Below are 14,060 nucleotides of genomic sequence, written 5' to 3' on the forward strand. Positions count from 1 at the left end.
TCTGTGTCTTTCCGTGTTTTCTGTGTCCCATCAGAATTCGCAAATGCTTTTTCGAACAAAAACCGAACCCGTTTACAGCACCCTATTCAGCAGGTTTCCCTACTTTTGCTTCAAACCAAAAACGAAAAATGCCATGAAACCAATGTTCTATTCACTCTTCGCACTGTGCTTCCTGATGCCCACATATGCACAGACCGTCGATTTTATCAAAGAACTGGAACCTGCCATCATGCAATGCACGTACCGGTGCACCATGAAACTGGATACATTAGGGACCGATACGAAAACAGACCGGATGATACTCCGCATCGGGAAAAACATCAGCCAATTCTACTCGTACACGGCTTACCGCACCGATTCGATATGGAAAACATCCAACGGAAAACGGATTTGGGGCAATGCCATGGTACGTGCCATCCGTTCGAAAAACCATGCCCAAATGCCCAATGCCAACATGGTAACCAACGATTATATCTATAAAAACTATCCCGAAGGCAAACTCAGCACGTATGCCCAACTGGGAGTAACAAGCGTACGGATAGAAGAAGACTACACCGGACAGAATTGGACTTTGCAGGACAGCAACAAGACCCTGCTGGGCTATCCCTGTCAACTTGCCACGTGCAGTTTCCGCGGACGAGACTACCAGGCATGGTTTACCTCGGATATACCGATTGCCAACGGGCCTTGGAAGTTCAAAGAATTGCCCGGACTGATACTGGAAGTGTACGACACGCAATGCCATTATCAATTCCAGATAGAAGGAATAGAACGGACAAACATCGCTCCCGTATGTTTCTATTATACCACTCCCGACCCACGGAATGCCGAACGCATCGACCGTATCCGCTACCTGCAACTAGCCACCGAAGGAAATGCCGGCATACCTACTTTCCTGCGCGAGACAAGCTTGGGCAGCAAAAAAACGGAAGACGGCCAAAGGCAACACATCACCCACGATTACTTGGAGAGAGATTATCACAAGAATGCCTGTACATCCAGCAGCACCGGGCAACACAAATAAATACCCAGCCATGAAAAACTATATACAATATACCTTGCTTCTGCTGGCAAGTATGACAAGCTGTTTCCACATGAAAGCGCAAGGCAATGCCACACTCCCGACAAGCCTCTCGCGCCAAGCTACGGAATGTTACCTGCAAGGAGAATATGCCGAAAGGGCATTCAACCTTTACGACGCTCTCGAAACTATCAGGCATTCATCGATTCACTCGGTTGTGCCAGTGATGCCACCGAGGCACTCTACAAGCTGGCAGACCTTGCCAAGTCACGCCTGCATGAACTGAAAGAAAAAGCATTTATCAAAAACACGCTGGCACAATAAAATATGAATATCCTCAAAATGCCAGTAGATAAAAGGAGCGTGAGGAAATACATTCCAGTCCTCCCCCAATCCCATATTGCCAGGACTGCAGTCCTAGATAGTATAGGACTGCAGTACCAGTAAGGTAAAACTGCAGTCCCAGCCTATCAGGACAGGGAAAGATTATAGCTTTGTAGAAAAGGTCGTGCAGCTTTGTGGAAAAGGTTGACTACTTTAAGTCTTATTCGTAGTATGGTATTATTACTATTCATGCCTGTCATTTACCGGTGTGAGGCAATACCATATTTGCCTTGCAGAAGAATGGAGCCTTTCTGGAATAAAATACTGGCAGTGAGGAAGCTCCCATCACTTCCAGCTCTTTTCGCAAACATTCAGTAATCATCATATTTTCAGCAGTTTCATAGATATTTTCTTAATGGCGGTCATTCATCGCACGATAAATTCAAAATAGTTTCTTATACTATGCGGTATAGATTTGTGCATTTTAATGAAACATAACTATTCACCACAGAGGCCACAAAGAACCACAGAGGAAAAATTTAAAAGACTCTGTGTACCTGTGCCCTGTGGTAAGAAAATGCACACTTTCATACCGCGCAAAGTATAAAAATTTTCATCGAACAAAAACCGAATCCTAAAACCGTAGCATCGAACAAAAACCGAACTGTTTTATAGCTTTTGGTTCAAGTGGTTTCCCTACTTTTGTCGATATCGAACTTAAAACACAAATATGATTTAATGGAAACAGACCATCACCAATAATACTGTCAATTATGAAAACATTTATTTTTATCCTTATTTTCTTCTTCGGCTGCTATGTACAAGCTTCGGCTCAGAAAGAAAAAGCCATCGAACCTGCCATCATGGAATGCCAGTACGACCATACCGCTGTACGAGACACACTCGACCGCAGCCATGTGATGAAAGACCGGATGATTTTGCGGATAGGAAAAAATGTCAGCCAGTTCTATAGCTGGTACACCCTGCAAGGAGACTCCATGTGGACAGACCCGAGGGGAAGAAAGATTGCCGCAGAAAGAATTTTTGAAGCCTTACGTACACAGAATCATGAAAATATTATAGGTGAACGTACAGACGGATATATCTATCATTCATATCCTCAAAAAGGAATCACCACAACTTACACTTCCCAAGGAGGGGAAGATATGAGAACCCCTGTTACATTTCTGTATTTTTCGGAAGAAACACCCCGTCAGGAATGGAAAATTCAGGATTCCGTTAAGCAAGTGTTGAGATATACTTGCCAGCTTGCTACCGCCCAGTTCAGAGGCAGATTGTGGTACGCTTGGTTTACGCCTGATATCCCTATTGATAACGGACCGTGGAAACTCAGCGGACTGCCCGGCTTGATAGTGGAAGCTTACGACAGCCAAAACTATTACTATTATACATTAACCGGCATTCAGACAAAAAAACTGCAACCCGTTACTTTCTACAATTATTGGGAAAAAGTATTCGAAAAAACCACTCGACTTGATTACCTTAAAAAAGCGCATAAATCACAAATTAAATATGCTGACAAGTTTAGATATACAAACTACGATTTTTTAGAATTAGATTATCACCAGTAAAAAACTTATCAATATGAAACGAACAACTATTTTCTTCACCTTGCTGCTCTTCCTGCAAGCTGCACAAGCACAAATCGAAAGCATGATGCAAACCATCGAGCCAGCTCTGCTGGAATGCCGGTACCAATGGATACAGAAAACAGATACTTTAGGAACGGAAATTGCCGTGGACACCATGGTCTTACGTATCGGCAAGAAGGTAAGCCAATGCTATCCACAATCTACGTTTTCTATGGATTCATTGGTCAACACACCCAATGGAGGCGAAATATTCATGCAACAGATGATGGACTTTATGAGCAAAAAAAGACCACGACCGGGAACCAAAATCATCAACCGGTATTATTATAAGAATTATCCCGATGGGAAGTTCAACACCTTTGCACCCACACCGATACGAATAGAAGAAAACTACCAGAAACAAGCATGGACTATCGTGGCGGACAGCACGAAAACTATCTTGGGCTATTCCTGCCAGCTTGCCACCTGCCACTTCCAAGGAAGGGAATACAAGGCATGGTACACTACCGAAATCCCTTATCAGGAGGGACCGTGGAAATTCAACGGACTGCCCGGACTGATTACCGAAGTGTATGACACCAAGAACCATTATCACTTTACTTTGGTCAGCGTAAAAAAAGACCATCTCCCTCCGGTATGTTTCTATAAGCTGAAAGCCGAATCCTTACAGGAAGTGCCTAAGAAAGACCGAATTGCGTTTTTGAAGGAATCGGCAAAAAAGAACAAACATAACTTTGATTTCATGGAAACTGATTACCACGAATAACAGCATATCTTTTATGAACACACTTTATCTAATTGGAGGGTTACTCTTCACCTTCGCTTCACAAGCATTCGCAGAGAAGCGGACGGTGATAGAGCCAGCCATCATGGAATGCCAGTACGACCATACTGCTGTACGAGACACACTCGACCGCAGCCAGGTGATGAAAGACCAGATGATTTTGCGGATAGGAAAGAATGTCAGCCAGTTCTATAGCTGGTACACCCTGCAAGGAGACTCCATGTGGACAGACCCGACAGGAAGAAAGATTGCCATAGACAAAACACTCGAATCCATTCGTACACGCAACAATGATAACTTGATATGCAAACGGACAAACGGATACATTTATAAATCATATCCACAAAAAGGAATTATCACAACTTACATCACTCAAGGAGGAGAAGACATGAAAACTCCTATCGTATATCTTTATTTCTCGGAAGAAACACCCCGGCAGGCATGGGAAATGCAAGATTCCACCAAACAAGTACTGGGATATACTTGCCAGCTTGCCACCACCCGGTTCAGAGGCAGGTTATGGTACGCTTGGTTTACCCCCGATATCCCTATTGATAACGGACCGTGGAAACTCGGAGGACTTCCCGGCTTGATAGTGGAAGCATACGACAGCCAAGACTATTACCACTATACTCTGACCGGCATCCAAACCCAGAATCTGCAACCCGTTACTTTCTACAATTATTGGGAAAAGGTATTCGAAAAGACAACCCGTTTGGACTACCTAAGAAAAGACCGCCAGTCAAAAGACAAAGCAGCCGACAAACTGAAATATACACGATACGATTTTTTAGAACTGGATTACCACCAATAAAAACCTTAAATGAATGTCCGCATTTTACCCAATTTCCCATGTAGGGGCGTATCGTATACGCCCTGAAAACATCTACGTGGATTAGTTGGCGCATTCGGGCGTATGCGATACGCCCCTACATGGGATGTTTGCGGATATTCAAAAAACTTATCAGTATGAAACGAATAACTATTCCCTTCACCTTGCTGCTTGCCTTGCAAGCCGCACAAGCGCAAATCGAAACCATCACCCAAGTAATCGAACCCGCTCTGTTGGAATGCCGATACAAATGGGTACAAAAGAAAGACACATTAGGTACGGATATAGTGGTAGATACGATGGTCTTGCGCATCGGAAAAAACGTAAGCCAATGCTATCCGCAATCGACTTTCTTTGTCGATTCGTTAGTCAATACTCCTGATGGAAGGGAATTGTTCGGCAAGCTATTCGATGCAGCGATGGAAGATACCACCGGTACAATAGTTATACCTACATCGAAAATTGTAAATGAATTCTATTATAAAAATTACCCGAAAGGCAAACTCACCACATGGGCGCCCAGAGCCACGGTTTACCAGATAGAAGAAGATTACGAAAAACAAGCATGGGCATTAGTGGATGATAGCGTAAAGACCGTATGCGGATACAAATGCCATTTAGCCACCTGTTCATTCCGAGGCAGAGATTACAAGGCATGGTACACTACCCAGCTTCCTTACTCGGATGGACCGTGGAAGTTCAATGGCTTGCCTGGGCTGATTACTGAAGTGTATGATACGAAGAACCATTATCATTTTACATTGGTAAACATAAAAAAGAACAACCTTACCCCTGTATGCTTTTACAATATCAGAAGCGAACTTCAGCCTGAAGTAGAAAAGATAAGCCGTATAGATTTCCTGAAACAACTACCACGAATTGACAAATACGATTTTATGGAAACTGATTATCACCAATACTAAGAAACTGTTTTAACCCCATAACATTCCTCCTTCACTCATGCGAAACCTTATCTTCTGCCTCTTAGCGACATGCCTTGCTTCTTCCCTCTGCGCCCAGCAACGGACATTAACGGGCAAAGTGACCGATGCCGCCAAGCAAGTCTCCTTACAAGGAGTAAGTGTAACAGTCTGCCGGGCAGACGGAAAAAGCATCCTTGCCTTTGCCATTACGGACGAGGACGGGACATTCAGCCTGAACGTGGACAGCACAAAGGCAAGCCGTGCGGTGATACGCTTCTCTTGCCTGGGCTATGCAGCCGTGACCCGCCCTATCCAGCCGCAAGACCAAACCTACCGCATCGGCTTGCAACCCGAAGAAATCAGCATCCGGGAGGTCATCGTGAAAGCACCGAAGATACGGGCGCAAGGAGATACGATCATCTATAATGTAGCACGCTTCTCGAAAGAGGGCGACCGCACCATCGGGGACATCCTGAAAAAGCTGCCCGGCATACAGGTGGCAGATGACGGGAAGATTTCGTACCTAGGCACACCCATCAACAAGTTCTACATCGAAGGCAAAGACCTGCTGGGAGGAAAGTACGGCATCGCCACCAACAGCATCTCCAACCAAGACGTGAACAGCGTGGAGGTGATGGAGAACCACCAGCCCATCAAGGCACTGAACGGACTGAGCCTTTCGGACCAGGCAGCCATCAACCTGCGTCTGAAAGAGAACGTGAAGCAACGGTGGATAGGAAGCGTGAAAGGAGGAATCGGGCTTGCCGCGCCTGCATCGGCACTATGGGACGAGGAACTGATAGCCATGCAGTTCAACAAGAAATTCCAGTCGCTCAACACCTACAAGACCAACAACACGGGCAGGGACGTGACCCGCGAGTTCAAATCGTTCGACATCAACGCCACACGCTACCGGCGCGAAAAGCTGACCGACTACATCCGCATCGTGCCTCCGGCAGTACAGGCACTGAACAAAGAGCGCGAGCTGTTCAACCGCACCCATCAGGCGACTTCGAACAACCTGTTCCAACTGAAGAACGGAATGAACGTGACCGTAGGCATCGGCTACATGAACCACCGGACCGAATCGGACAAGCAGACCGTGACGCAATATTTCCAAGCGAACGCCGATACCACCATCATCCGCGAAAAAGAGAGTTCGCTCTTCGAGCAACAGCAGCTTTCCGCCGAGATACGGCTGGAAGCGAACGAAGACACCTACAACCTGACCGAACGCCTGATGGCAGACTTCGCGTGGCTGGACAAGAATGACGGCGTGAGCGGAACCATCCCCAACACCCAAGATGCCTGGTCGCCCGACAAACAGCTGACCAACGACCTCTACCTGCTGAAGCGGTTCGGCAACAAGTTCATCATCTTCACCTCGTATACCTTCGTGCAAGACCATCCGCAACGGATGGACGTGACGTACGGAGACGAAACACGCAGCCAGCGGATAGAGCAGCGAAAACTGTTCTCGGACAACAAAGTGGATTATGGATTCACCATAGGGCAAGTCACGGTAAGCCTAGGAGCCGGAGCCAAAGTGATGTGGCGCGACATGGCATCGGAACTGGAGGGCGTAACGCTGACCGATAATGACGAGGAAGGTTCGGGCATGAACTACACGCAGCTCTACCTCACCCCCAAACTGGAATATACGTGGCGCAGGCTGAAGACCCGACTTGCGCTGCCCATCAACTTCTACCATTATCTATATAAGGAAAAGGCAAACGGGCTGAAAAGCCCCTCGACCCGTGTGTTGTTCAATCCAGACCTGTACCTGTCGTATACCCTAAGCGCACGCTGGGACATCGACCTTTCGGGCGGAATTACCAGCCGTCCGCTCGGTGATGCCTCTTTCTATCCGGGTTACCTGATGGATTCTTACCGCACGCTGATGAAAGGTTATCCCGTATACGGGCTGAGCACCAGCAAATACATCGAAGGTGGCATCTACTACAAGCGTCCCTTGGACGAACTGTTTGCCGATGTGTCGGTGTCGCACAACTGGATGAGCCTGCCCTACCTGACCCATCAGCAATTCGAAGGAGATTTCATCGTCACTTCATACCAGCAGGGAGAAAACACGGCACGCCAGCTGGACGTGAACGGCAATGTATCAAAAGGATTCGATTTCCTGAACTGCTACATCTACCTGAAAGGGATGTACACCAACCGCCATGCGGTGCTGGTGCGCAACGAAGAACGGATACCGAACGTGCGCACAATGTGGAGCATCGGGCCGCGCATCGAAGCGGACCTGACGGAAAAAATTACCCTGCACTATGAGTTAAACTATGGGAAAAGCAAGTTAAGGCTGGAAGAAGAAGGAAGCGAGACGAATACCGCCTCATTAGAGCAAAGCCTCAGCCTGCGGATAACACCCGCCGCAAAGCTCAGCATCTTGCTGAAAGGCGGGCATTACCGCAACCGGGAAACAGATAGCCGCAAGCGGGATTTCTTCCTTGCCGATGCCGTGGTGTCATACAAACTCTCCAAACGGATGGACATGGAGCTTGCCGCCACCAACTTGCTGGACGAAAGAGAATACACCTATACCTCTTTCACCAATGAAGCCAGCACCGTATCACGCAGCTACCGCATCCGCCCCCGCAATCTGCTGTTCACCCTGCGGATGACGTACTGATGCCACACTTTAATCCTTCATTTTAGAAACCCCTTTTATCTTGCCTTCTACACGAGTGGGGGTACCTTTATAACGGATATCGCCGGCACTTGACACCGAAGTGGAAAGCACGCCGCTGGCGTTACACTCGATATCGCCTGCCGAAGAGGCGGTCGCCTTTACATCTTTCGCCAGCAGGTCCTTGGCATAGATGCCGCCTGCCGAACTGGCACTGAACGTAGCGTTACGGCATGTGCCGGCAAGCTTGATGTCGCTCGATGAGCTGGTAGATGCTTTCACATCACCTTCACAGGTCAGGTTCTTTACCGTGCAGTCGCCTGCCGAACTGGATTCGATAACGGCTCCACTGCATTGGGCGGTATTCACCTTGATATCGCCGCTGCTCTGCGTATCCAGACTCAGCTGCCCGCACCGGACAGCATCTACCACGATGTCGCCGCTGCTCTGCGTAATCATTTCCACATCGGCACAAGCTACAGCCCCTGCCTTGATGTCGCCGCTACTCGATGCACGGAACGATACAGCCTTTTGGGTCTTCAAGCCGTTTGCCAAGATAATGTCGGACGAACTGGATGTGGAGAACGAAGTCACTTCGGGAGCATACACACGCACTTCGCATTTATATCTTCCAGTAATGGATGTACCGCTCTTGAAACCTACCTGCAACTTACTTCCTTCCTGTTCTACTTTTATCAAAGGCACAATGTTATCAGGTGCATAGATTTCGGCATAGGGTGTACCCGAAGCCTGCGTATAGACTACATCTACCGATGAAGACGAACGAATAGCATCAATGCCGGTAAGCGATACTTTCTGGGTCACATAATTCTTGCTGGGTTTTACCACGTTTCTGCTTCCGGCGTAGCATCCGGAAACGGTAAGCATCATTGCCAAGACACATGATGCCACAATCATTGAAAAATGTTTCATAGTTTCTGTTCGTTTAATTGTTTATGTTCTACTTGTTAGACGCAAAGTCGCGAAAAAAGTTACGGAAAAATAAAGAATCTTTTTGAATGAAAAATTAAGAATGAAGAATGAAGAATTTCCATGCGGGCGAAGCAATTCTTCATTCTTCATTCTTAATTACTTAAAGTACTTGAACGCCGGCGAGATGAACCAGCGCTTATACATCAGGGTAGCAAGCTGGTAAACGAAAAAGGCGGTAAAGAAACCGGCTATGGAATCGACCAGATAATGCGCCTGAATATAAACCGTTGCACAACACAACAACACATAAAAAGGTGCCAGGAAATATGCCAGCCTCCGATTGACCCGCCACGCCATAATCATCACAATGGTAGATATACCTACGTGCGAACTGGGGAAAGCCGCCGTAGGCCGTTCGCCCACTTCTTGTGAAGCCTCCACTAAATTAAAGAAAAAGCCATGGTCGAACCCCGGTCCCGGTATCAAGTAATCATTCGTATTGAAATAATCGCCAATAGGAGGAAAATCGCACGCATTCACCCTGTCCATCCCAATAGCCGGGAAATAGAACTGCGGTCCTGCCACAGGTAACATAATATAAACCAAATAATAAATGAAGAACGAAGTGACCAGCACAAAGCAAATCTTCTCGAACCACTCGAAACGCTTCACGAAGTAATAAAGTACCACAATGAGCATCATCGGATAATAAAAAAAATAGCCCATATTAAACGGCTCGCTGAACCAGATGGATGGACAATGCTCGCTGAACTCTACCGAAGGCTGGCACCCGAACAATGCCTGCTCATTGCGTGCAAACAAATAATCAAGGTTCGGGAACAAACGATTGAATTCAAACGTATCGGGATACCAATAAGCAAGCAGACTCATCTGCACCACCATACGGACAAATGCCGTCAGCCTGCACGGAAACGCCTGATACAGGAATATCAGCACAAATGTCAGAATCACAATACCCAAACGTTCCAGTAACATTGTTCCCGGATGGTCCATACGCTGATACAGCAACAAAACCAAAAAACTGGTCAGTGCATTATAAATCAAGCTGATTGTCTCTACGGCAAACAGTTCCTTACCGCTTTCTACCCGTTCGAATAATTTTATAGCCATCCCTCTTTCTTATACCATCTGATTGTTTCTTTTACTCCTCTCTCCAGCGGATATGCAGGCTGGTAACCCAGTTCGTTTTCCAACGGAGCTATGTCGCACCGCCAATTACGCTGTTTCATAATCTTATATTTGTCGGGATTAAGCGTACTGGGTTTATGCATCAGTTTCGCCACGTTTCCTGCCACAGACGAAATAATCTTCAACAACCCAAGCGGACACGTAAAACGTACCAGCCAAGGATGTCCCAATTCGGTCCGTATCAAGTCGGAGAACGTGCGGCTACTATACACTTCGCCATCGCTTACGAAATAAGCGCGTCCCGTCACCTGCTTTTCCACAGCCAAATAAATGGCCTGCACCAAATCGGTCACATACACAAACGTAAGATCTTGCCGGCGGAAACCAGCAACGATGTCCAAATGGCGCGATATGGATTGAGCCATCAGGAAATAATCACGCTCACGAGGACCGTATACTCCCGTAGGGCGGAATATCACCCACGGCAAGTTTTCCAGTGAACGTATGTATGCTTCGGTATGAAGCTTGCTCACCCCGTATGCCGTATTGGGTTGTGGCGTGTCGCACTCACCTATGGGCAGATAGTCACGTTCGTGTATGGGACCGAACACACTCAGCGAACTAAGGTAAACGAACTGACGTGGCACCATGTCCAATCTTATCAACACTTCGATAAAATGACGCGTAGCCCAATAATTGCCTATTTCAAAGTCTGCCTGATGCAGGCATTTTGTCACACCCGCACAGTGGATAATGCAATCCCACCCGTCATGCTCTTTTTTATGTCGCTTCAGCTGTTCTTCCAAATGATCGGAATCTGTAAAATCGAGTTCGGCAAAACGGATACGCTCATCCTGCAGATATTTCCGGCTGCTACTCTGCCTTACACCTGCCCATACCTGCATGCCACGTTCCAATCCTCCTTCGACCAAAAAACTGCCGATGAATCCGCTTGCGCCTGTCACTAATATCTTCATGTTTCCTATATTCTTCATTCTTAATTCTTCATTTCATCGGCTCTACATGGATGTTGATGTATGTATCCTTCCCATATGTGTCACGCAATTTCTGCTCTACTTGCGTGGCACGGTCGTGCGCCTCACTCAAAGGCATATTGCCATCCATCCGGATATGCACATCTATCGCATAACGGTTGCCTATACGCCTCGTGCGCAAATGGTGCGGCTGTGATACACCAGGTACCGAAAGCACCAAGTCGGTGATATGACGTTCCACATCATCGGGCAACGAACGTTCCAACAGTTCGTCCAGACAAGGTCCCAATTGCTTTATCGCCACATGAATAATAAAAAAACTTACGATAACTGCCGCCAAAGGGTCGAGTACCCGCCAGTCTTCGCCCAACAAAATGGCGCCGCCGATACCTACTGCTGTCCCTATAGACGAAAACGAATCACTCCGGTGATGCCAGGCGTTAGCTATCACCGCCGGACTATCGTATTTCCTTCCTACCAGACGTGTGTAATGAAACAGAACCTCTTTCGACACAATTGAAAACAATGCTGCCCACAAGGCAATCCAACCCGGCGAAGGCAACGTTTCCCCCTGTAAAAAAGCGTAAATCTGTTCGCCTCCGCTCCATAGGATACCAATACCTACCACCAGTAATGCCACGCCAATCAGCAAGGTGGCAAAGGTTTCATATTTTCCGTGTCCATAATCGTGTCCTTTGTCTTCCGGCTTGTCTGAAATACGCACAAACACCAATACAATCACATCTGTAGCCAAATCGGATAATGAGTGTACCGCATCAGCTATCATCGCGGCACTGCGTCCCAATATGCCTGCAGCAAACTTACACAGCACCAGCACGACATTTACCACGCTGCCTGCCAGCGTCACCCCGTATATGGCACGCCGGCGGACAGCAGCATCAGTCTCATTCATATCACATTCATTTTTTACATAAGCATGGGGCAAAGATACGCAATTCTAATGAAGAATAAAGAACGAAGCATAAGGAATCTTCATATTTTTGACAGACAGGACAAGAATCCCGACAATCTGATTCGTATCACTTTTGTAATACCTGTTTCACGCCCCTGTAACACAAAAACTACACCTTTGCACCCGAATCAAAAAAGACAAGAAATTATGAAAAAGAGTTTCATCACCCTGTTATTATGCTTGTGTTGCAGCTTTGTGATAAAGGCACAAACCAATTCGCCACACGTAGAGCGTCCCCGATTAGTAATCGGCATTGTAGTCGACCAGATGCGTTGGGATTACCTCTACCGTTTCTATCCGCGTTTCGGAGAAGGAGGCTTCCGGCGCCTGATGAACGAAGGCTTCAGTTGCGACAACACTCATCTCAACTACATACCCACCGTGACCGCCATCGGGCACTCGTCTATCTATACCGGTTCCGTACCCTCTATCCATGGCATTGCAGGAAACAATTTCTACAAGAATGATACACTGGTATATTGTACCGACGATCCTACCGTAACAGGTGTGGGAAGCAACAGTCCTGCCGGCAAAATGTCACCACGCAACTTATTGGTCACCACTATCGGCGACGAACTGAAACTTGCTACCAACTTCCGTTCGCGCGTCATCGGCGTAGCCTTGAAAGACCGCGCTTCGATTCTTCCTGCCGGACATACACCCGATGCAGCCTATTGGTTCGATGACGAGACCGGACGCTTCATCACCAGCACTTATTACCGGAAATCACTTCCCCAATGGCTGAACGACTTCAACCAACGTGACCTTGCCCGACAATATCTCTTGCAAGACTGGGACACCCTCTACCCCATCGAGACCTACACTGCAAGCACAGCCGACAGCACTGCTTACGAATTACCCCTTGCCGACACTCCTATACTGCCCGTGCCCACCTCACACCTGTTCGAACAGAAAGGCTACAGTGTCATCCGCACCACTCCTTATGGCAACTCGCTCACGCTGGAACTAGCCAAGGCTGTACTGAAAGGTGAACAACTGGGTCAAGGTCCCGAAACTGATATGCTCACCGTCAGTCTTTCGTCAACCGACTACGTAGGACACCAGTTCGGAACTTATGCCATCGAAACAGAAGATACTTATCTCCGTCTTGACCGTGACCTTGCCGACTTTTTCCGTACGCTGGACGAAACGATAGGTAAGAATAACTACCTTCTCTTCCTTACTGCCGACCATGCAGCCGCCCACAATTTCCGCCTGATGCAAGACTGTGGAATTCCTGCCGGGGGCTGGTATGCGGGCACTGTCAAAGATTCGCTCAATGCTGTGCTTGACAAACAGTTCGGATCTGGCCATCCACTGGTGAAAGACATCCTTAACTATCAAGTATTCTTCGACCATGCATACATCCGCCAAGCAAACATTGATTTACGCGCCGCAAAAGCCTGCGCCATTGATTTCCTGAAAAGTTACCCACAATTTGCCTACGTGGCAGACATGGAAGACCTGAGTAACGCCACCCTACCTGCCGATGTGCGCGAACGTGCCATCAATGGTTACAACCGACTGCGCAGCGGTGACATTCAGCTCATCATGCAACCCGGCTGGTACAACATTGACCGACCTGATAAAACAGGTGGTACCGACCACGGCGTATGGAATCCTTATGATGCACATATCCCGCTGTTTTTCATGGGTTGGCACATCGAATCGGGTAATACTTTCCACCCTGTACACATGACTGACATTGCCGCCACCGTCTGTGCCCTGCTTCGCATACAGATGCCCAACGGCTGTATCGGAACACCTGTAGAAACAGTAGTGGAATAAAACAACCGGCATCCTTTAACCTGTTTAAATTTTGCTCAGCCCCTTAACTTCATAACGCATCAATGAAACACAAGACGG

At 47.4% G+C, this 14,060-nt stretch carries 12 protein-coding genes; 8 read left to right on the forward strand and 4 right to left on the reverse strand.

Features of this window, described 5'->3' with window-relative positions:
* Positions 1-133: 133 nt before the first annotated feature.
* The 7 genes from H9625_RS05405 to H9625_RS05435 all read left to right on the forward strand — a co-directional run bounded on the left by H9625_RS05405 (position 134) and on the right by H9625_RS05435 (position 8,147).
* On the forward strand, positions 134-1,024 hold the full coding sequence (locus H9625_RS05405) for a GLPGLI family protein (protein ID WP_191763320.1): 891 nt from the start codon (positions 134-136) through the stop codon (positions 1,022-1,024).
* A 10-nt stretch (positions 1,025-1,034) separates the two neighbouring features.
* The gene (locus H9625_RS05410) at positions 1,035-1,307 is read left to right on the forward strand and encodes a hypothetical protein (protein WP_087207647.1); all 273 of its coding nucleotides are present in this window, start codon (positions 1,035-1,037) and stop codon (positions 1,305-1,307) included.
* Between the two features lie 811 nt (positions 1,308-2,118).
* Complete coding sequence (locus H9625_RS05415) at positions 2,119-2,937, forward strand: GLPGLI family protein (protein ID WP_191763322.1); 819 nt, start codon at positions 2,119-2,121, stop codon at positions 2,935-2,937.
* Positions 2,938-2,950: 13 nt separating this feature from the next.
* Entirely contained in the window at positions 2,951-3,724 is a 774-nt protein-coding gene (locus H9625_RS05420) for a GLPGLI family protein (protein ID WP_191763324.1), read from the forward strand.
* Between the two features lie 13 nt (positions 3,725-3,737).
* Positions 3,738-4,556, forward strand: coding sequence for a GLPGLI family protein (locus tag H9625_RS05425; RefSeq protein ID WP_191763326.1), 819 nt, complete (start codon positions 3,738-3,740; stop codon positions 4,554-4,556).
* A 155-nt stretch (positions 4,557-4,711) separates the two neighbouring features.
* Complete coding sequence (locus tag H9625_RS05430; RefSeq protein ID WP_158098027.1) at positions 4,712-5,497, forward strand: GLPGLI family protein; 786 nt, start codon at positions 4,712-4,714, stop codon at positions 5,495-5,497.
* Between the two features lie 37 nt (positions 5,498-5,534).
* The gene (locus H9625_RS05435) at positions 5,535-8,147 is read left to right on the forward strand and encodes a carboxypeptidase-like regulatory domain-containing protein (protein WP_191763328.1); all 2,613 of its coding nucleotides are present in this window, start codon (positions 5,535-5,537) and stop codon (positions 8,145-8,147) included.
* A 9-nt stretch (positions 8,148-8,156) separates the two neighbouring features.
* Here the strand turns inward: H9625_RS05435 and H9625_RS05440 are convergent, their stop codons facing one another.
* From H9625_RS05440 to H9625_RS05455, 4 genes are all read right to left on the reverse strand, one after another.
* Entirely contained in the window at positions 8,157-9,077 is a 921-nt protein-coding gene (locus H9625_RS05440) for a GIN domain-containing protein (protein WP_191763330.1), read from the reverse strand.
* A gap of 156 nt (positions 9,078-9,233) precedes the next feature.
* Positions 9,234-10,208: a phosphatase PAP2 family protein gene (locus H9625_RS05445; protein WP_022038622.1), complete on the reverse strand. Its 975-nt coding sequence runs from the start codon at positions 10,206-10,208 to the stop codon at positions 9,234-9,236.
* The gene (locus tag H9625_RS05450) at positions 10,199-11,221 is read right to left on the reverse strand and encodes an NAD-dependent epimerase/dehydratase family protein (RefSeq protein WP_022038623.1); all 1,023 of its coding nucleotides are present in this window, start codon (positions 11,219-11,221) and stop codon (positions 10,199-10,201) included. The genes H9625_RS05445 and H9625_RS05450 overlap by 10 nt, the downstream gene beginning before the upstream one ends.
* A 10-nt stretch (positions 11,222-11,231) precedes the next feature.
* Positions 11,232-12,134, reverse strand: a complete 903-nt coding sequence (locus H9625_RS05455; RefSeq protein ID WP_022038624.1) for a cation diffusion facilitator family transporter — start codon at positions 12,132-12,134, stop codon at positions 11,232-11,234.
* 207 nt (positions 12,135-12,341) lie between these two features.
* Here H9625_RS05455 and pafA point away from each other — a divergent pair, with 207 nt between their 5' ends.
* Positions 12,342-13,982, forward strand: a complete 1,641-nt coding sequence (pafA, locus tag H9625_RS05460) for an alkaline phosphatase PafA (RefSeq protein ID WP_158100013.1) — start codon at positions 12,342-12,344, stop codon at positions 13,980-13,982.
* Positions 13,983-14,060 lie beyond the last annotated feature (78 nt).

Origin of the sequence: Phocaeicola intestinalis, assembly GCF_014837065.1 — a bacterium.
Lineage (GTDB): Bacteria > Bacteroidota > Bacteroidia > Bacteroidales > Bacteroidaceae > Phocaeicola > Phocaeicola intestinalis.

Coding starts and splice junctions, on each gene's coding strand:
- H9625_RS05440 (WP_191763330.1), bottom strand. CDS start 9,077: ATGAAACATTTTTCAATGATTGTGGCATCATGTGTCTTGGCAATGATG.
- H9625_RS05445 (WP_022038622.1), bottom strand. CDS start 10,208: ATGGCTATAAAATTATTCGAACGGGTAGAAAGCGGTAAGGAACTGTTT.
- H9625_RS05405 (WP_191763320.1), top strand. CDS start 134: ATGAAACCAATGTTCTATTCACTCTTCGCACTGTGCTTCCTGATGCCC.
- H9625_RS05430 (WP_158098027.1), top strand. CDS start 4,712: ATGAAACGAATAACTATTCCCTTCACCTTGCTGCTTGCCTTGCAAGCC.
- H9625_RS05410 (WP_087207647.1), top strand. CDS start 1,035: ATGAAAAACTATATACAATATACCTTGCTTCTGCTGGCAAGTATGACA.
- pafA (WP_158100013.1), top strand. CDS start 12,342: ATGAAAAAGAGTTTCATCACCCTGTTATTATGCTTGTGTTGCAGCTTT.
- H9625_RS05455 (WP_022038624.1), bottom strand. CDS start 12,134: ATGAATGAGACTGATGCTGCTGTCCGCCGGCGTGCCATATACGGGGTG.
- H9625_RS05450 (WP_022038623.1), bottom strand. CDS start 11,221: ATGAAGAATATAGGAAACATGAAGATATTAGTGACAGGCGCAAGCGGA.
- H9625_RS05415 (WP_191763322.1), top strand. CDS start 2,119: ATGAAAACATTTATTTTTATCCTTATTTTCTTCTTCGGCTGCTATGTA.
- H9625_RS05420 (WP_191763324.1), top strand. CDS start 2,951: ATGAAACGAACAACTATTTTCTTCACCTTGCTGCTCTTCCTGCAAGCT.
- H9625_RS05425 (WP_191763326.1), top strand. CDS start 3,738: ATGAACACACTTTATCTAATTGGAGGGTTACTCTTCACCTTCGCTTCA.
- H9625_RS05435 (WP_191763328.1), top strand. CDS start 5,535: ATGCGAAACCTTATCTTCTGCCTCTTAGCGACATGCCTTGCTTCTTCC.